The organism is Microbispora sp. NBC_01389, assembly GCF_045040095.1.
Taxonomy (GTDB): domain Bacteria; phylum Actinomycetota; class Actinomycetes; order Streptosporangiales; family Streptosporangiaceae; genus Microbispora.
The window spans coordinates 256194-274320 of sequence record NZ_CP109552.1 but is presented as its reverse complement, the minus strand read 5'-3'; the positions used below and the strand labels follow the sequence as shown (position 1 = coordinate 274320).

Here is an 18127-nt window from a genome sequence, read left to right as displayed (position 1 = left end):
GAAGTCAGCATTTGTAGGTAAAACTTGCCGTGTCCTGAATCGGTTTTCCGGTCGTCGTGGGGGACAGGACACGGAGCGTCGCCGATCCCTTGAACGATCCGGAGCCGGTCACCTTCCAGTGCAGGGGGAGATGTACCGACGTGTCCCCGGAGGATATCCGCTGCTCCTGCTCCTGCCGTTTGCGGTCGTCGCTGCGGATCCAGAGATAGCGGATCGTCCCGGCTCCGCCGTTGGTCGTGACCACCCCGACGAAGTCGGCCGTGCCGTCGCAGCGCACCGTCTTCTTGGCCACCTTGACGTCGACGCCGCTCACCGCGGCCTCCACGGCGGGCGGTTGACGCAGCCACAGGATCACCGCGGCGATCAGGATCGCCAGCAGCACGGTGCCCGCCCAGGCCGTCGTACGCCGGCGGCGGCGGGGCGGGGCGGCGGGCGGGCGCGCCTGGGTGACGGCGGAGGTCCGGCCCGACCGCCAGATCTGCGCAGCCGTGGTCTCGGACGGGGCCTCGGTCGGCACGCCCGGCCCGAACCGCATCATCACGTCGTCGTCCGCGGCTGAGGGCAGGCCGGGGGGCAGACCGGGGGGCGGGTCGGAGGGCAGGTCGAGCAGGGTCACCGCCTCACCCGCGGCGGGCACGACCGGCCCAGATACCGGCACATATACCGGCGCAGGGCCGGAAGCAGGGCCGGGAACAGGGCCGGGCGCAGGGCCGGGGAAGTCGCGCGCGGCCTGGGCGAGCCGGTCACGCGCCATGAACCCGGGCGGCAGCCCGTCGCGCCCGGCGAGCAGGGTGTCGCGGGCGGCGGCCAGCCCGTGGGCCGTGGCGGCGGTGATCGCCCGGTGCAGCAGCTCCGCCTCGGGCCCGTTCACCCACCCTGCGGCGAGCTGCCGGGCGAGCGTCACCCAGGCCGCGACGTCGCGCTCCGGCGGCACGTGCTCGCCGCGGAGCGCCGCCACCAGGCCGCGCTCGGCGAGCAGCGCCGCGCCGTCCTCGGTGACGACGACCGTTCCGGCGCCGAACGCGCCGTGCGTCAGCCCGGAGGCGTGTACGGAGGCGAGCGTCTGCGCCGTCTCCAGGAGGACGGCCGCCACGCTGCCGGCGTCGAGATGCAGGCCGTTCCACCGCAGCAGTTCGTCGAGGACCGGCGTCGCCCGGCCGGTAATCAGCCACAGCTCGTCGCGCGCGGCCACCAGGTCGACGACGGGCAGCAGCCCCGCGGCCCCGCCGCGCTGGAGGCGCAGGTCGTCGGTGACCGTCGCGACCAGCCGTTCCCTCGCCCGGGCCGCCGCCGCGGGATCGAACCTCAGCACGCCGGACGGCCTGCCGCCGGGGGAGACCGCGTCCGTCCAGACGCCTGCCTCTCCGGCCCGGGTGCGGCCGGTGAGCCGGTGTCCCGCGACCGTCACGCCTTCTCGCATCTGTGCCGCCTCCGGTGCCGTCCGCGCGTACGCTCCACGGCAAGTGTGGCGGGAACGAGGCCGGTCGTCACCGGGGAACCTCCTGCGGCGGCGAACTGCCGCCGGGCTCGCTCACGGTCGGGGTGGGCCGCGTCGTGGGCGGCGCGGTGGTGCGGGTGGCGGTCGGCGCGGGGGTGGGCCGCGTCGTGGGCTGCGGGTCTATCGTCGCGGTGACCGTGGGGTCGGGCTGCGAGGTGGGCTTCGCCGAGGGCTTCGGCCGCGTCGTGGGCCGGGCAGTGGGCCGTACGGTGGGCTTGACCGTCGGTTTCACGGTCGGCCTGCGCGTCGGTCTGAGTGTGGGGTTCACGGTGGGGTTCAGGGTGGGGTTCACGTTCGGCCGGCCGGTCGCGGTGGGCCGCACGACCGGCGTCGGCGAGGCGACCGGCTTCGGGCTGGTGGAGGCAGGCGAGGGCGCGGGGGAGGGCTCCGAGTCGTCCGAGTCCTCCGGCTCCTCCGTCGGAGCGTCGCCGGGCGACGAGGAGTCGATCCCGAGGGGGCTCGGCGTCTCGATCGACGTGCCCGCCTGCAGGGTGGTCCCGCTGACGGTCTGCACCAGCGCCACGGTGCCGGCCGCGATCACGACCATGCCGGCCAGGGTCAGGCCGATCTTGATCCGGGCCTGGCCCAGCAGGCCGCCCAGCCGGGTCTCGGCCAGGGCCGTGCCCGCTTCGGGAACGTCCTTCTTGAGGGGGAAGAACGGCACCAGCAGCCCGGCGAGCGCCGCGAGCCGCCGTCGTCCCCTCTCCTCCCAGGCCGGGCCGTACGCGTCGGTGGAGACCGTCTCCAGCTCCCGCAGGAACTCCTCGGCGGAGGCGTACCGGTCCTCGGGCCGCTTGGCCATGCCGCGCTCCACGAGCCCGCGCAGCGGCGGCGGCACCTCGTCGACCGGCGGAGGGGTGGCCTGGTGCTGGCGGGCCAGCGCGGCGATGTTCTGGGCGCGGAACGGCCGGCTGCCGGTGAGGCACTCGAAGAACACGACGGTGGCCGCGTAGACGTCGCCGGCCGGGCCCGCCCTGCCGCCGGACCACTGTTCCGGCGGCATGTACGGCGGGGTGCCGGAGGCGCTCACGCCCTCCCCGGCCTGGACGGCGATGCCGAAGTCGACGAGCTTGCTGTTGCCGTCGGCCTCGACCATGACGTTCTCGGGCTTGTAGTCCCGGTGAACGACCCCGATCTCGTGCGCCGCGGCCAGGCCGAGCAGCGAGCCCTTCAGCACGGTGAGCGCGGCCTCGGGGCCGGTGGGCCCCTCCGAGCGCAGCATCGCGCGGAGCGAGACGCCGTCGACCAGTTCCATGACGATGGCCGCGCCGCGGGCGGTCTCGGCGTACTCGTAGAAACGGGCCGCGTGCGGGTTGGGATCCATCGCCGCGAGCAGCCGGGCCTCGTGCCGGAACCGCGCGACGAAGTGGAGGTCCGTCATCAGCTGGTCGGACAGGTACTTGATCGCCACGGGGATGTCGTCGGCATCGTGCCGGGCGAGCACCACCCGCCCGCCGCCCCCTACGCCGAGTTCCCTGATCTCGGTGTAGCCGGGGACGCGCCAGGCGTCCGTCTGGCCGTACATAACGGTCTCCTCATCGCCTGGGGCCCCCGCCGAATCCGAGACCGTAGCTTAGTGACGAACCCTCCATTGCGATGAAAAGTCATGATTCAGTTAGGTTTAGTGTCAGTACTGCCGCTTTTCGACGTGCTCGGGAACCGGGATGCCGGGGGTGAGGCGCGGGTCGGGCTCGGGGACGCCCCAGGAGACGGCGAGCGGCAGCACGCCCGCCCAGACGGGCAGGTCGTAGTCTTCCTCGTCGTCCTTCGGCGGTCCCTGCCGCACCTTCACCGACGCCTCCTCCAGCGACAGCGCGAGCACGGCCGTGGCGGCCATCTCCTTGCGGTCGGGCGGGCGGACGACGTCCCACTGACCGGGCGCGAGCTGCTCGGTGATCGCCCGCAGCCCCGCGAGCCGCTCATCGGGGTCGTCCACGAGCCGGGCCGTGCCGAAGACCATGGCGCAGCGGTAGTTCACCGAGTGGTGGAACGCGGAGCGGGCCAGCACGACGCCGTCGAGGTGGGTCACGGTGACGCAGACCTGGCCGCCGGAGCCGGCCCGCAGCGAGGTGGCCCCGGTGGAGCCGTGCAGGTAGAGGGTGTCGCCGATCCGTCCGTAGCCGGTGGGGATCACCATGGGGGAGTCGCCGGCCAGCACGCCGAGGTGACAGACGAGACCGGCGTCCAGGATGGCGTACAGGTCGGCGCGGTCGGTGCGAGCGCGGTCCTTCGCGCGGTTCAGGGTGGTGCGGGTGGTCGCGGAGAGCATGTCCGTTACGTTATGTCCAGGGTGGACTGGTGGAACATGTCCACTTCTGGCCGCTGCGGGGAGACCACTTTTGCGGAGAACACTGTGCGCCTGACCATCGATGTGCCGGTGACGGTGGACCGCGCCGGGCCCGCGCCGCTCGCCGTCCAGGTCGCCGCCCAGTTGCGGGAGGCCATGCGTACGGGCGGGCTCAAGGCGGGGGAGCGGCTGCCGTCCACCCGGAGGCTCGCGGTCCTGCTGGGGGTCAGCAGGACCGTCGTCACCGACGCCTACCAGCAGCTGTACGCGGAGGGGTGGCTGGAGGGGCGGCACGGCTCGGGCACCTACGTCGCCGAGGACGCGCTGCCGTACGAGCACCCGGCCCCGGACCGGGCCCCGGACCAGGCCACGGACCAGGCCACGGACCAGGCCACGGACCAGGCCACGGACCAGGCCACGGACCACGCCACGGCGCCGGTCGCTCCCGGGGACCCGCTGATCGGCGACCCGGTGATCAGGAACATGGTGGACCTGCGGCCGGGGCGGCCGTGGGTGTCCGGCTACGACCGGGCGGCCTGGCGGCGGGCCTGGCGATCCGCCGGCGACCTGCCGCTGAACGCCTTTCCCGACCCCTACGGTCACCCGGAGCTGCGCGAACTGCTGGCCGGGCACCTGCGCAGGGCCCGGGCGGTGCCGGTGGACGCGGGGAACGTCATGGTGACCCGGGGCACCGGCAACGGCCTCGACCTGGTCGCCGCCACGCTGCTGGGCCCGGGAACCCGGGCCGGGGTCGAGGAGCCGGGCTGGGGGGCGGCCCGGCGCGTGTTCGCCTCGCGGGGCGCCGAGGTCGTGCCCTGCCCGGTGGACGAGCAGGGCGTGATCGCCGAGGCGCTCCCCGACGACCTGCGGGTGCTCTACACCACCCCCGCGCACCAGTTCCCGCTGGGCGGCAGGCTGCCGATCCCCCGCAGGGAGCGGCTGCTCGCCTGGGCCCGCAGGACCGGCGCGATCGTCGTGGAGGACGACTACGACGCCGAGTTCCGCTACGACGTCGCGCCGCTGCCCGCGCTCTACGGGCTCGACCCCGAGCGGGTGGTGCTGCTCGGCACGCTGTCGAAGTCGCTCGGCCCCGACGTGGGGCTCGGCTGGCTGGTCGCCCCGGCGGATCTGCTCGCCAGGATCGCCGAGCGCCGGGCACGGGTCGCCGACCGCACGTCGGGGCCGGTCCAGCGGGCCGTGACGACCCTGCTGGAACGTGGTGACCTCGACCGGCACCTGCGCAGGATGCGGCTGGAGTACGCCCGGCGCAGGGCAGCCATCGTCGAGGCGCTCGGGCCGTACGTGCGGGGCGACACGGCCGGGCTCCACGTGATGGTCGCGCTGCCCGCCGCCGTCGTCCCCGGCCTCGTACGGCGGGCCGGGGAACACGGTGTGCTCCTGGACACGACCGAACGCCACCACCACGGGCCGACCCGGGTGCACGGCCTCGTGCTCGGGTACGGTTCCGCCTCCCTCGCCGGGGTGCGGCGCGGATGCGCGGTGATCCGGTCGCTCATACCTCCTGGAGAAGCCTGAGCCCGTCCCGGGGAAGCGAGTCCTCCAGGCCGGGCGCGTCGTCTCCGATGATGCGGCCGATGTCGATCGACCCCGGGTCGCCCTCCCGGGTGCCGGGCACCTGGGAGTGGCCGAAGTGCCCGCCCCGCGCCCACAGGCGCCTGCTCCGCTCCGCCGCCAGGGAGTGGGGATAGGGCAGCGGGGGGCCGGCCGGCCAGCGGCGCGGCACCCCCCAGGAGTCGAGCCAGGCCAGGATGTCGTCCAGGCCGTCGAGCTTGGTGTCGGTGAACGGTTCCCTCGCCGAACCGATGACGTGGATCTGCACGCAGACCCGTCCGTTCCTGCCCCGGTCCGCGGCCAGCGCGCCGCCCGCCCGGGTGGGCGGGAGCAACTGGACGATCTCCCCGGTCACCGGGTTCCACACCAGGTGGGAGGGCCGGCGGAGCTGGATCAGCCGCTGGGCGACGGATCTGGCCGAGACCCCGTGGGGATCGGCGGGCCAGATGAACCAGACGGTCCTCGGGGCTCCTCCGAGCATCGATCCGGAGTCCCCGGGGGAGGGAAGTCGGCTTGCGCCGGGCAGCCATGCTTGGGCCACAATGCCCCCTCAAATCCTCGGTCGCGTCGTTTTTCCCCTTTCAAACTTTCATCGACACCTCAGGACGCGTGATTGTTACCGCCCGGTGCGGATCTCCTCACGGGGAGGGGGAGGGCGCCGGATCGCCGGCGGGAGACGGGCCGGTCGTGGCCCCGTCGCCGTGACCGTCATTGGGGTCGTCGGGCCGGGTGGTCGGCCCGGGCCCGCCGTCGCCTTCCTGCCCGTCCCAGGAGAGCCGGCAGGACGGCCGGCCCGCGGCCGACTGGAAGGTCACCACACCGCTGCCCGGGACCGCCGGATCGGCGACGGCGAGCGTGATCCGGCCGCTCGCCCCGGCGCGCAGCCTGCCCTGCCGCGGAGAGACGGTGAGGCCGCCCGACGCGCCGGCCGACCACTCGATCGCCGAGCCGCGAGCCGCCAGTGTGATCGTCGCGCCGGTGGCCCCGCCGAGGTCGCCCGGGCACAGTGCGGTGAGCGACGGCTGCGGCGCGCGGGTCGTACGGGTGGATGTCGGCCGCGACCGCCCCGGCGGTGGGAGGGTGTGGGGCGGGGCGGTCGCGGCCTGGTGGGGGGACGGCTGGGGGGACGAGTCAGGTGAATCGTCCGGAGGGGCGGAGGGCTCGTCGGCCTGTTCGTCTACCGGGGGGTCGTCGGCCGGTGGATCGCCCTCGTCCAGATCCAAAGCGGGGTCCAGAGCGGGGTCCGGCGCGGGGGAGGTGGCCGGGGGCACGCGCACCGCCTCCAGGCGATCGGCGGGGGACTCCCCGGACACCAGCGCGAGCCCGCCCGCGGTGGCGAAGACGCAGGCGGCGGCGAGCAGCACCGGGGCGACCTTGAGCGGACGAGGCCGTCTGCGCATCCCCCCGCGCCCACCTCCCTGCCCACTTCCATGCTCACCGCCGTGTCCACCGCCGTGTCCACCGCCGTGTCCACCGCCGCGCCCACCGCGGCGCCTGCGCCCGGCGCGCCCCGGCGCCGCGGCGGCCGGGAAGCCGCGGTCGTCGAGGGGACCGGTGGCGTCAGCCGGGGGGTCGGCGCGCAGGATCGAGTCGATCACCTGGCGGCGGGCGGACAGCGGCGGATACGCGACGGGGATCATGTCCAGCAGCCGCTCGGCCGACACGTGCCTGCCCCGGCCCTCCCGGCAGATCTCGCAGCCCGCGACGTGCCTGCTCAGCCGCTTGCGCAGCGTGTCGCTCAGCGGCCCGTCCCGCCAGTCGGCGCCCACGCCGTTGTCCACCAGCGCCGACAGGCCGGGGCAGTGGGCCCGGCCCACCCGGGCCAGCACGAGGGCCGCCGCGCCGTTCTCCAGGTGGTCCCGGGCCCGGGTGAGCCGCGCCGACACCTGCCGGGAGGAGAGCCCGAGGACCGATCCTGCTTCGGCGGGCGTCAGGCCGTGCCGTACGGCGAGGGTGAGCAGCTCGCGCTCGGCGACGCCGAGCTCCCCCAGCACCTCCTGCACGAGCGCGGCGAGCGGGGGATCGGCCGACTCGTCGAGAGCGATCACCGGTCCGGCGTGGCCTCCCGTGGTCTCGGGCGCGGTGCACTCGGACCGGGTCAGCGCGTACAGCCACGCCCGCAGCCGGGCGGGCTCGGTCAGCCGACCGGCGTGGCAGGACGCGGCGACCAGCGCGTCGTGCATGGCGCGCGCCGCGGCCTCCAGGTCGCGAAGCAGGGTGTAGGCGTAGTCGCTCAGCCGGTCGGCGTACGCGTCGTAGAGGGCGGACGCCGCCTCGGCGTCGCCGCGCCGCAGCGCCTCCAGCAGTCGATGGTCGTCGGCTCGCCCGACGCCGGGCCATTCGGGCAACGGATATTCCTCCCCGTGTGACGGAACCGCTTGTCGCCGATCCCCACACGAGTGGGACGCCGCCCGGACGGGCGCCGTTTACGGGTCGCGCGGCCGTGCCCGAAGCCATGCCCAACCGGCATGACCTGCGAAAACAGTGACTCCTGCGGCCCTTGTGAATCAGGAGGTCACCCGGAGATCACCCGGAGGTCACTGCTGCCCGCCGTCCCCGCAGTCGGGCGCGCAGAGGCGGCGGGCGATGCCCTTGAGGAAGATGTTGCGGATCTCCAGCACCGTCTGCGGGAAGAACGCGGCGCCGCCCGTGGCCTTGGCGATGGAGGTCATCTGCGTCCGGTCCTCGTCCTTCTGGGTGTTGTAGGAGATGATCAGGAGGCTGACCGGCCGCTTGGGATCGAAGGCGCCCTTCAGCTTCCGCAGGATCTCGGTGTTGGAGATGCCGCCGTTCGGGTCGTCGTTGCCGACGCCGTCGGTGAAGAGCAGGATCGTGTTGACCTTGTCGGGCTCGTACTCCTTGGTCATCTTCTGGTAGGCGGCCCAGAGCGTGTCGTTCAGGCCGGTGTTCCCGGTGGGGATGGCCCGCGAGTTCCGCAGCGCCTGCGTGATCACGTCACGGCGGGTCACGCCGTTGATCTGCTGGGCCAGCGGCCCGATGTGCACGATGGGCTTCCAGTCGACGCCCTCTCCCTGCAGGTTGTCGGAGAACGCCCAGATGCCGATCTCGGCCTTGTCGGGGAACAGCTTCAGGCCCTCGACGCTGATGTCGGTGATCGCGCGCATCCGGGTGATGCCGCTCTTGTCGGCGGGCAGCGCCATGGTGCCGGAGATGTCCATCAGCGCGAGCAGCTTGGTGCCGAGCTTGATCTGGTGCCAGGCCTGGGAGAGGCGGGTGACGGCCGCGGCGTCCGGCAACGGGATCGTGGCCGGCCTCTTGGCGCTGACGCCGTTGTCCGGCTTGAGCAGGCTGCCGCCCTTGCCGTCCGGGGTGCGGAAACCGTAGTCCTGGACGGTCTTCCTCCCGCTGGGCGAGGAGACCTCGGTCGCGAAGGCCTGTGCGGCCTCGCGCGCCGCGGCGTCCCGGGCCGTGATGATCATCGGGTAGTCGAGGCTGACCGTGCCCTCGGCCGGATAGAGCGCGACCGCCGGGTTCGCGGGGGTCGTCGTCGTGTTGTACGACCAGACGGCCTGCTCGGAGGTCACGCCGACGGGAATGCGGGCCGTGGCCTTGGTCAGCGTGGCGAACAGGCTCTCCGGCGACGGCACGGTCGACTCCGAGAGCCGGCGCAGCACGCCGACGAGCGTCTCCTCGCTCCCGCCTCCTTGGTTGAGCACGGCGGCCCCGGCCAGCAGCGCGCCGAGACCCGCGGCGTTCTGGGTGGGGTCGAGCGCGAGCACGCGCACCTTCTTCGCCAGGCCGTCGGGGTTGGCGGCGTTAGCGGCGCTCATCAGGCCGGTCCAGCTCGGGCTGAAGGCCGACTGCAGCTTCTCCGCGCCGGCCCTGGAAGCGGCCAGCACGACGGGGGTGCTGGCGGCGTTCGCCGCGGGCTTGGGCGCGCTCTTCAGGCCGGTCAGCCAGAGGCTGGAGTCGGGGATCCACAGGTCGGGGTCGAGCTTGCCGCTGGTGGGCCCGGTGCCGGCCAGCCCGTTGGCGACGTCGGCGGACTGGGCGGCCTTGACCGTCACCGCGACGCACCTGCCGTCCACGGACCTGCCCGCCTGGCCGAACCTGGAGGCGATCTTCTTGATGGCCGGCTGGATGTCGGGTGAGGCCACCACGGACAACGACACCTTCTCACCGGCGCAGCCGGGGCTCTTGTTCACCACCACGTAGGCCGCGACGCCGAGGAGCACGGCCAGGGCGACCGCCCCGGCCAGGGGGACCAGCACCGAGCCCCGCCCGGCCCGCCGCCGCGGCGGGGGCTCGTACGGGGGCTCGTACGGACGCTCGTACGGGGGCTCGTGCGGGGGTTCGAAGCCGCCGCCATCGAGCTCGTCTGTGCGGTGCCGTCCGCCCACGGTGCCCTCTTTCTCCATATTGCTAACGGGACGATACTGGCAGGGCGAAGCATGGTGATACGGCCGTTTCTCCGTCTGGGCATGGTTTGCGACGGCGTACCCTGGGCCGATGGTCATCCCGGTCGAGGACGCCGCCGACGCCCGTCTGGCGGATTATGTTCGGTTGCGTGACGTCGACCTGCGCAGGAGCGTGGAAAGCGAGCGCGGGCTGTTCGTCGCCGAGGGCGAGAAGGTGATCAGGCGCGCGATCGGGGCCGGCCATCCGGTGCGTTCGGTGCTCACCACGGCCAAGTGGCTCGACGCGCTGGCCGACGTCGTCGGGGGAACCACCGGGGGAACCACTGAGGGAACCACTGAGGGAACCACTGAGGGAACCACCGTGTATCTCGTCTCCGACGAGGTGATGGAGGGGGTCACCGGTTTCCCGGTGCACCGGGGCGCGCTCGCCGCCATGGAACGGACGGAACTGCCCTCCGTCGGCGCCCTCCTGACGGACGCCGAAAGGATCCTCGTCCTGGAGGACCTGGTCGACCACGGCAACGTGGGGGCGATCTTCCGCTGCGCCGCTGCGCTCGGCGTCGGCGCGATCGTGCTGTCGCCGCGCTGCGCGGACCCCCTCTACCGCAGGGCGGTCAAGGTGTCGATGGGCGCGGTGTTCGCCATCCCGTACGCCCGGATGACCGACTGGCACGGCGGGCTGGCGGAGGTCAGGGCGGCCGGGTTCCGCCTGCTGGCGCTCACGCCGGACCAGTCGGCCGTGCCGCTGGACGAGGCCCCGCTGTCCGGCCGGGTCGCCCTGATGCTCGGCTCCGAGGGCGACGGGCTGTCGTCCCACTGGCTGCGCGAGGCCGACCAGCCCGTCTGCATCCCGATGAGCCCGCGGGCGATGGACCTCGGCGTCGACTCGCTCAACGTGGTCGCCGCCGCGGCCGTCGCCTGCCACGGCCTGCTCAGAAACTCGCTCACGGGCCGACTCACGGGCTGACTCACGGGCCGACTCACGGGCCCGACTCAGGGCAGCGCGAGCCCCTCCTCGTCGATCCAGGCGAGGAGCCTGCGCGCCGTGGTGTAGCGCGCCTGGTCGCTGCGCTCGCCCAGCAGCACCCCGACGTACGTGCGATCGTCGCGGGTGACGGCGAACGACAGGCAGTATCCGGCCTGGCGGGTGTAGCCGGTCTTCAGCCCTGCCGCGCCGTCCTTCAGCAGTTCGTTGGTGTTGCGCCACACGTGCGCCCGGTGCAGGCGCGACTTCGTCACCGCGCGCTTGGGGCTCCTGGCGACGGACGCGATCACCGGGTCCCGCAGCGCGGCCACGGCCAGCGTCGCCTGGTCACGGGCGGTGGAGTAGCCCTTGGAAGGCAGCCCGTCGGGGTTGGCGTAACGGGTGTCGCCCAGCCCGAGACCCTTCGCCGTGTCGTTCATCCGCGCCACGAACTTCGCCGTCCCCGGGCCGTACCGCTCGGCCAGGGCGTGCGCGGCGTCGGCGCCGGAGGGCAGCATGAGCGCGTAGAGCAGGTCGCGCACGGTGAGCCGCTCGCCCGCCCGCAGTCCCGCCGCCGAGGCGCCGCCGGCCAGGGCGTGCTTCACGTCGGCCTTGGTGATCGTCACCACGTCGTCCAGCCGGGCCTGGCGGCGGACGACGTACGCGGTCATGACCTTGGTGAGGCTCGCGACCGGCACCCGCCGCGTCTCCCGCTTGGCGAACTGGATCGTTCCCGTCGTCACGTCGACCAGATAGGCCTCGCGGGCCGTCACCGACGGCGCCGCATGTGCTTCGGCCTGTGCCGCGGGCGCCGCGGCGGCCCCTGCCGTGACGAGGGCGACGGCGGTCAGCGCGATGAGTACCCCGTTACGCATCCCGACATGATCGCACGGCTTCGGGGGCGGGTGCGCCGGACCGGTTCCTCCGGCGCCGCAGGAGCAGCGCCACCGCCACCGCCACCGCCGCAGCCAGCACGGCGGCGGCCGCCAGCGCCGGGGACCGGGCCGCGAGCGACAGCCAGGCCCACAGGAGCGAGTAGAGACCGAAGGAGGTCACCGGCACCCAGGTCAGGCAGCCGAGAGCGCTCGCCACCAGATACCAGCGGTAGTCCACCCGCAGCGCGCCGGCCACCCACGGCAGGGCGTGCCGGAGCCCGGGCACCCAGAAGCAGCCGTACACGGCGAGCGCGCCCCACCGGCGCACCACGCCCTCCACGCGCTCGATCCGCTCCCGGCCGATCCTGCGGCCCACCCGGGAGCGATAGAGGGCGTCGCCGAGCCTGCGGCCGATCCAGTAGTACGCCTGGAACGCGCCGAACAGGGCGACCGCGCCGACCGCGACGACCAGCCACAGGGGCAGGCCGAACACCGAGGCCGCCGTAGGGTCAGGGATTCGCACGTGGCCTCACCTTAGCGTCACAGAACGCCACGTTTGCAAGCAGATGGCAACTCACGGTCAATCCACCTTCCGTACACCTGAGAGTGACGGAACACGAGGCGACGGGTTCGCGAAGTAGTGCGGTGTGACGCGGTCGGGGAACGCGCCCACCACCGACAGGGGCCTTCGCGAGCTCGCCTCCATAACTCCGGGCCGGGGCTCATCCGCCGAGCGCCGCGCCGGCCTCGGCGACCCAGCGCGGCACGCCCACCCGTTCGGCCACGGCCAGCGCCTTCTCGTAGTGCTCCCGGGACGGCAGGCCGAGCCGTACGGCGAGGTCCCCGAGGGTCTTGGCCACCGGCCAGAGGGCGACCACCCCCGTGCCCGCCCCGGCGATGCGGTCGTGGAAGGGCGCCAGCTTCTCGTACGCCTCCCGCATCCTGCCCTCGTCGTCGAGCAGCATCCCGGCGAGCGCGCGCCAGATGAGCGTCAGCTCGTAGAGGAAGTCGGTGCGGACCGGCTCCCGGCTCGTGGCCACCACCCGGGCGTCCCTGTCGTGGCCGGCGGCGGCGAGCGCCACGGCGTAGGCGTCGAGCGTCCACTTGGCGCCGCGCTGGTGGGCCTCGCTCAGCGGATCGACCATCTCCGCGGCCCGCCCGTCCACCAGGTGCAGGCAGAACGTGGCGATCAGCGGCAGGTCCTGGCGGCCTTCGAGCATGCCCGCGCGCGCGGTCAGCCGCGCCGCGTTCCGGTAGGCGCGCTCGGCCCCCGCGTAGTCACCGGTGATCATGAGCCGCTGCCCGGCGTACCACGCGCCGACGGCGGCGGGGGCGGGCAGGTCGTAGCGCCGCCCGAGCAGCTCGGCCTGCGCGAGGTGCTCGTCGGCCTCGGCGAAGGCGCCCCGCGCCGCCGCGCACTCCAGCAGCACGAGGTGCGCCAGCGTCTGCACGGCGATCTGGCCCGACTCCGCGCCGACCCGCAGCAGTTCGCGGCCGATCGTCTCCCGCTCGTCGACCTGCGTCAGCGTGTACGACTGCCGCAGCCGGCCGCTCAGCGCCATGGCGAGCAGCGCGGGGTCGCCGCTCGACCGGGCCAGTTCCTCGGCCTCCAGCGACGCCTGGTAGCCGCGCTCGGTCGCCGACCCCTCCAGTTCGAGGGCGAGCGTGGCGAGCAGGCTGGCCCGCAGCGACTGCTCTCCCGCGGGGAGCTCGACCAGGGCCTTCTCGGTGACGTCGACGATCTCCCAGGCCGTACGGGTGAAGTCGCGGGCGATGCCCTTGTGCGGCACCGCGAGGGCCGCCGCGACGCGGGCGGTCAGTTCCAGGTCGCCGAACGGCAGCGCGACCGCCATCGCCTCTCCACGGTGGGCGCGGGCGGCGGTCATGTCCCCGCACAGCGCCAGCGCCCTGATCAGCCGCAGCTGTAACTCCAGCCGGTTCCGTACGGGTCCGCGGCCCGCGTGGGCCCGGCTTGTGTGAGCACGATCGAAGGCGGCGATGGCCTGCTGCCACAGCGTGGCCGCCTCGCGGTGGGCGAACCTCCGCTCGGCCTGCTCGGCCGCGAGGCCGGCGTACCGCACGGCCTGGGCGGAGGTCTCCACCGTGCCCGCCGCGTCGTAGTGGTGGGCCAGCGCGGCGACGTCGTTCGGGCTGCGCTGCTCGATGACGGAGGCGACCGCCGCGTGCAGCCGCGACCGGCGCAGCCGGGAGGCGTCGGAGTAGATCGTGTCCCTGACCAGGTCGTGGTCGAACCTGAGCTTCCCGGGGCCGGGCTCGGTCACAAGGCCGGCGAGCAGCGCCGCCTCGACCGCGTCCACGACCGCGTCCTCGTCGCCGGAGACGTCGACGAGCACGTCCACGTCCACGTCGCGGCCGATCACCGCGGCCTGGAGCAGCACCTGCTGGGCCCGCTCGGGAAGGCGGGCGATCCGCCGCCGCAACACGTCGCGCACGCCCGAGGGCACCTCGGAGATGTCCGCCTCGGCCTCGAACAGGCGGGCCGTCTCCTTCACGAAGAACGGGTTGCCCCCGGCCCGCTCCACGATCGTGCTGACGACCTCCTCGTCCACCTCGTGCACGCAGGTCGCCCGGACCAGCTCCGCCACCGCCGCGTCGTCGAGGCCGCCGAGGCCGACCCGCACCGGGTCGAGCCGCGCGAGCGCGGCCAGCACGTCCTGCTGCTGGTCGTTCAGCTCGCCGTCGCGGCAGGTCACCACGATCAGCACCCGGCTGGCGGCGAGCAGGCTCGGCAGCGCGCGCAGCAGCGCGAGCGTCTGGTCGTCGGCCCAGTGCAGGTCCTCCAGGAGGATCAGCAGCGGGGCCTCCCGGGCGACCGCGGACAGGTAGCCGCCGACCGCCCGGTGCAGCCGGAAGCCCCCCGACGTCTCGTCGTCGCCCGTGTCCGGGGCGGCGTCGTCCAGCAGCGGCGCGAGCAGCGCGGCGTACTCGCCCGCGCCCCTGCGGGAGATGAGCGTGCGCAGCACCTCCACCCAGGCCCAGCCCGGCGGGGTCGCCGTGCTGTCGGGGCAGCCGCCGGTCGCCCCGATCCAGCCCTCGTGCTCCAGCCGCTCGAACAGCCGCCGTACGAGCGTGGTCTTGCCCGCGCCGGGGTCGCCGCTGACGACGGCGACGGTGAACCGGCCCGCCTGCGCGCGGGGCACGGCGGAGGCGAGCGCGGCCAGTTCGGCGTCGCGGCCGACGAACGGCTCGGGCTCCAGCGGCGGCGCGTCCCCGGTCGCGACCGGGCGCGGCGGCCAGGTCGCGGTGATCTCGACGGGCCTGCGGGGCGCGGGCAGCACGAGGTCGAGCCCGGGGGCCTGGGCGAGGATGTCCGACTCCAGCTTCCGCAGCGCGGGGCCGGGGTCGATGCCCAGCTCGTCGTCCAGGATCGTGCGGGCCCGGCGCAGGGCGGCCAGCGCGTCGCCCTGGCGCCCGCACCGGTACAGGCCGAGCGCGAGCAGCCGCCAGCCCTCCTCGCGCAGGGCGTGCTCGGTGGTCAGCGCCTCCAGGTCGGGCACGGTCTCGGCGTGCAGGCCCATCCGCAGCCCGGCGTCGGCGTGCCGTTCCCTGGCCACCAGGCGCAGCTCGCTGAGCCGCGCCACCTCCGCCTCGGCCCACGACTGGTCCGTGAAGTCCGAGTAGGGCGTGCCCTGCCACAGCGCGAGCGCCGACTCCAGCCTGGCCCGGGCGGACTGCGGGTTCTCCTCCAGCCGCTCTCCGGCCGACCGGACCGTGGCCTCGAAGCGCAGCGCGTCGACCTGTTCGGGCGCGGCGCGCAGGGCGTAGCCGGACGCGACGGTCACGAGCAGCCGGTTCGGCCCGCCGCGCGGCCGGTTCGGCTCCAGCACCCGGCGCAGCCGGGAGATGTACACCTGGAGGCCCGACTGCGCGCCCTTGGCGGCGTCGTCGTCCCACAGGTCGAACAGCAGGGTGTCCACCGGCACGACCTGGCCGCGCGCGGCGAGGAGACGGGCCAGCACCGCCCGCTGCCGCAGCCCGCCGAGGTCGAGCTCGGCGGCGCCGTCGTGCGCCCCCACCGGCCCGAGGACCCGGAACGTCACCGGGCTCGTCGGGGGAGTCATGGGACGCTCCTCTGCTGTTGTCGAGTGCCGGACGTCTTCGCGTGTGCTTGGGATGTCTGTTCGTGTGCTGGGATGCTCTGGGGTGCCGGGTGCCTTTCAGGCGTCTTTCAGGCGTCACCGTATGCGCGCCCCGAAGCGGGCACAAGACTTTCCCCAAGCCGTGCGCCCGCACCTTCTCGCCCTGCGATATTAGGCGATCAACCGGGTGATCACGGGCGATATCCGGGGGAGTCTCACGGCAGGACCGGCACGGGACCGGCGGAGGACCGGCGGAAGGCCGGCGGAGGGCCGGCGGAGGGCCGGCGGGACGCTCAGAGGGCGCGGGAGGGCCGCGCGGCGGCCGTGCCCGGGTCGGTGTCGGTGTCGGGGTCGGCGTCGGGGTCGGGGTCGGCGTCCGGGGCCGTGCCCGGGCGCGCGGCCCGCGCCTCCCGCCTGCGCAGCAGCGCCCAGCCGCCGAGCGCGAGCCCGCCCCACGGGATCTCGATCGTGTACGTCCAGAAGCCGAACAGGACGGCCGCGGCGGTGGCCCCGCCCGCGGGCTGGCCGAACGCCCCGATCAGCAGGGCGGCGACGCCGCCCTCCATGATCCCCGCCCCGCTGGGCGTGACGAGGGCGGTGGTGAGGACGCGGCTCAGCGCGAACACGGCCACGGTCTCGGCCGGCCCGGGATAGGAGTCGGTGGCGACCATGCAGGCGGCCATGATCAGGCACTGCAGCACCAGGAACGCGACCATCCCCAGCGACAGCCCGGCCCACCGGGTGTGGATGATGCCGGCCGTGTCCCTGCGCAGCCGTTCGATCGCCGCCGACGCCGCGTGCTCGGCCGGGCGGAACCGCCGGGGCGCGAGCCGTACGAGCCGGTCGAGCGCGCGACCGAGCACGGCGGCGGCGCGGTCCCAGTAGAGCGCGGCCGCGACCACGGCCACCAGCGCGAGGATCGAGACCGCGCCGGCCCAGCCCGCCTTGGCGACGGTGGGGTTGGTGGCCTTGCCCGCGATCAGCAGGCAGGCGATCCCCACGGCCGGCAGGATGAACCGGAACAGCGAGTTCCAGATGCCGGTGACCAGCGTGTAGACGACGATCGGCCGGTTCGCGAAGCCCCAGCCGCGGGTCATGCCGAACGTCAGGGCCACCCCGGCCGCGCCGCCGAACGGCAGCAGGTTGCTCACCGCGCTGCCGGCCGCGTTGAGCGTGAGCGCCTGCGGGTGGGTGAGGCCGGGCAGGGCTGAGGTCATCACGTACGTGTACGCCAACAGGCTGGCCAGCCAGAGCAGGGTCATCAGCGCGATGGTCTGCCAGCCGAGGCCGCCGAACCGCCGGCCGATCTCGTGCCAGCTCACGGTGGCGCCGGTCAGCGTGTGCACGATCTGCGGCAGGTAGACCACCAGGGCCACGGCCAGCCCGAGCGACACCGCGGACAGCGCTATCTGCAGCCACTTCCTGTTCACCCGCGAATGCCCCCAGTCCGGTCTCCGGTCGCCTCCAGTCTGCCGGTCCGCGAGGGTGCCCGGCTCCTCCGCACGGAGGATCACGTCCCTTAGGGGGAGTCGAACGGATGCCGGAGGCGGGTGCCTCTGGGCAGCCCCCGGCGGACGTACCACTCGGTGCCGAAGACGAAGCGGTAGGCGGGGCCGGGGATCCTCAGCATGGCCCCCAGCGTGCGGTCGCCGTCGCCGCCGGTCGCCTGGCTGGCGTGGGCCGCCATCGACGCCCGCTTCGCCTTCGCGTACCTGCGTACGCTGACCCGGTGGGTGATCGCCTCGCGCGGCGAGTACGCCCGCTCGAAGCTCCGCACGTCGATCGCCGGGTAGAACCGGGCGGCCAGCCGTACGCCCCTGAGCAGCAGGTCGCGGTCGACCGTCGCCTCCAGCACGATGGGCGTGCCGGCGATCTCGGCGGCGCGGCTGCCGACCCGGTAGACCTGCACGTGGTCGGGGTGGCCGTAGCCCCCGGCCGGGTCGTAGATCGTGAGCAGGCCGGCCGCCTCCTCCTTGAGGACCGCGGCCAGCCGCTGCGCCGCGTCCTCGACGTCGGCGTCGATGAACGCGTTGTCGGACCGGTCGTCGGCCACGCCGCCGTCGATCGCCAGGCCGGAGTCGCCGTAACCGAGCAGCACGACCCGGGCGCAGCCGAGGGCCGCGGCCGACCGGTACAGCTCGTCCATTCTGGTTCTGCCCAGCTCATCGCCCCTGGGCAGTTCGGCGAGGCCGCGCTCTCCGGCGGTCGCGACGACGAGCACCACCCGGTGTCCCTCGTCGGCCAGCATCGCCATGGTTCCGGCGGTCAGCAGCGCCTCGTCGTCGGGATGGGCGTGGAAGAACACCGCTGTGCTCATCGCGCCCCACGGAACGTTGTCATAGTGTGCTCCACCACGTGTCGTCCTCGTGCCATGATCCCACGTGGTCCGCGTCCCGTGACGCCACCCCTGCCGGGGAGCGGCCGGTTTGATGGGCATCGCGCGCTCTGTCAG

At 73.9% G+C, this 18127-nt stretch carries 13 protein-coding genes; 2 read left to right on the top strand and 11 right to left on the bottom strand.

The genetic code is table 11. The features are described from left to right. Positions 1-4 precede the first annotated feature (4 nt). The 3 genes from OG344_RS01295 to OG344_RS01285 form a co-directional block, all read right to left on the bottom strand. Positions 5-1420, bottom strand: coding sequence for a hypothetical protein (locus OG344_RS01295; RefSeq protein ID WP_405086596.1), 1416 nt, complete (start codon positions 1418-1420; stop codon positions 5-7). Positions 1421-1487: 67 nt separating this feature from the next. Then, entirely contained in the window at positions 1488-3023 is a 1536-nt protein-coding gene (locus tag OG344_RS01290) for a protein kinase domain-containing protein (protein ID WP_405086595.1), read from the bottom strand. A gap of 102 nt (positions 3024-3125) precedes the next feature. Beyond that, the gene (locus OG344_RS01285; RefSeq protein WP_405086594.1) at positions 3126-3767 is read right to left on the bottom strand and encodes a pyridoxamine 5'-phosphate oxidase family protein; all 642 of its coding nucleotides are present in this window, start codon (positions 3765-3767) and stop codon (positions 3126-3128) included. A 36-nt stretch (positions 3768-3803) separates the two neighbouring features. Here OG344_RS01285 and OG344_RS01280 point away from each other — a divergent pair, with 36 nt between their 5' ends. Beyond that, on the top strand, positions 3804-5321 hold the full coding sequence (locus tag OG344_RS01280) for a PLP-dependent aminotransferase family protein (RefSeq protein WP_405086593.1): 1518 nt from the start codon (positions 3804-3806) through the stop codon (positions 5319-5321). Here the strand turns inward: OG344_RS01280 and OG344_RS01275 are convergent. The 3 genes from OG344_RS01275 to OG344_RS01265 form a co-directional block, all read right to left on the bottom strand. Next, positions 5299-5838 carry a hypothetical protein gene (locus OG344_RS01275; RefSeq protein ID WP_405086592.1) on the bottom strand — a complete coding sequence of 180 codons (540 nt, stop codon included), beginning with the start codon at positions 5836-5838 and terminating at the stop codon, positions 5299-5301. The genes OG344_RS01280 and OG344_RS01275 overlap by 23 nt on opposite strands. Positions 5839-5995: 157 nt before the next feature. Then, positions 5996-7705, bottom strand: a complete 1710-nt coding sequence (locus tag OG344_RS01270) for an RNA polymerase sigma factor (protein WP_405086591.1) — start codon at positions 7703-7705, stop codon at positions 5996-5998. Positions 7706-7894: 189 nt separating this feature from the next. Next, the gene (locus OG344_RS01265) at positions 7895-9736 is read right to left on the bottom strand and encodes a substrate-binding domain-containing protein (RefSeq protein WP_405086590.1); all 1842 of its coding nucleotides are present in this window, start codon (positions 9734-9736) and stop codon (positions 7895-7897) included. Between the two features lie 91 nt (positions 9737-9827). Between OG344_RS01265 and OG344_RS01260 the strand changes: the two genes are divergently transcribed. Continuing rightward, positions 9828-10703 carry a TrmH family RNA methyltransferase gene (locus OG344_RS01260; RefSeq protein WP_405086589.1) on the top strand — a complete coding sequence of 292 codons (876 nt, stop codon included), beginning with the start codon at positions 9828-9830 and terminating at the stop codon, positions 10701-10703. Between the two features lie 26 nt (positions 10704-10729). Here the strand turns inward: OG344_RS01260 and OG344_RS01255 are convergent, their stop codons facing one another. The 5 genes from OG344_RS01255 to OG344_RS01235 all read right to left on the bottom strand — a co-directional run bounded on the left by OG344_RS01255 (position 10730) and on the right by OG344_RS01235 (position 17992). After that, positions 10730-11575: a D-alanyl-D-alanine carboxypeptidase family protein gene (locus OG344_RS01255; RefSeq protein WP_405086588.1), complete on the bottom strand. Its 846-nt coding sequence runs from the start codon at positions 11573-11575 to the stop codon at positions 10730-10732. Then, entirely contained in the window at positions 11568-12098 is a 531-nt protein-coding gene (locus OG344_RS01250) for a DedA family protein (RefSeq protein ID WP_405086587.1), read from the bottom strand. Before OG344_RS01250 ends, OG344_RS01255 begins: the two co-directional genes overlap by 8 nt. A gap of 199 nt (positions 12099-12297) precedes the next feature. Continuing rightward, positions 12298-15657: a BTAD domain-containing putative transcriptional regulator gene (locus OG344_RS01245; RefSeq protein ID WP_405086586.1), complete on the bottom strand. Its 3360-nt coding sequence runs from the start codon at positions 15655-15657 to the stop codon at positions 12298-12300. Positions 15658-15968: 311 nt separating this feature from the next. Continuing rightward, positions 15969-17189, bottom strand: a complete 1221-nt coding sequence (locus OG344_RS01240; RefSeq protein WP_405086585.1) for a lysylphosphatidylglycerol synthase domain-containing protein — start codon at positions 17187-17189, stop codon at positions 15969-15971. Between the two features lie 5 nt (positions 17190-17194). After that, positions 17195-17992 carry a PIG-L family deacetylase gene (locus tag OG344_RS01235; protein WP_327047393.1) on the bottom strand — a complete coding sequence of 266 codons (798 nt, stop codon included), beginning with the start codon at positions 17990-17992 and terminating at the stop codon, positions 17195-17197. Between the last annotated feature and the right edge of the window lie 135 nt (positions 17993-18127).

Coding starts and splice junctions, on each gene's coding strand:
- OG344_RS01290 (WP_405086595.1), bottom strand. CDS start 3,023: ATGTACGGCCAGACGGACGCCTGGCGCGTCCCCGGCTACACCGAGATC.
- OG344_RS01285 (WP_405086594.1), bottom strand. CDS start 3,767: ATGCTCTCCGCGACCACCCGCACCACCCTGAACCGCGCGAAGGACCGC.
- OG344_RS01260 (WP_405086589.1), top strand. CDS start 9,828: ATGGTCATCCCGGTCGAGGACGCCGCCGACGCCCGTCTGGCGGATTAT.
- OG344_RS01245 (WP_405086586.1), bottom strand. CDS start 15,657: ATGACTCCCCCGACGAGCCCGGTGACGTTCCGGGTCCTCGGGCCGGTG.
- OG344_RS01280 (WP_405086593.1), top strand. CDS start 3,804: ATGTCCACTTCTGGCCGCTGCGGGGAGACCACTTTTGCGGAGAACACT.
- OG344_RS01255 (WP_405086588.1), bottom strand. CDS start 11,575: ATGCGTAACGGGGTACTCATCGCGCTGACCGCCGTCGCCCTCGTCACG.
- OG344_RS01295 (WP_405086596.1), bottom strand. CDS start 1,420: ATGCGAGAAGGCGTGACGGTCGCGGGACACCGGCTCACCGGCCGCACC.
- OG344_RS01235 (WP_327047393.1), bottom strand. CDS start 17,992: ATGAGCACAGCGGTGTTCTTCCACGCCCATCCCGACGACGAGGCGCTG.
- OG344_RS01275 (WP_405086592.1), bottom strand. CDS start 5,838: ATGCTCGGAGGAGCCCCGAGGACCGTCTGGTTCATCTGGCCCGCCGAT.
- OG344_RS01265 (WP_405086590.1), bottom strand. CDS start 9,736: ATGGAGAAAGAGGGCACCGTGGGCGGACGGCACCGCACAGACGAGCTC.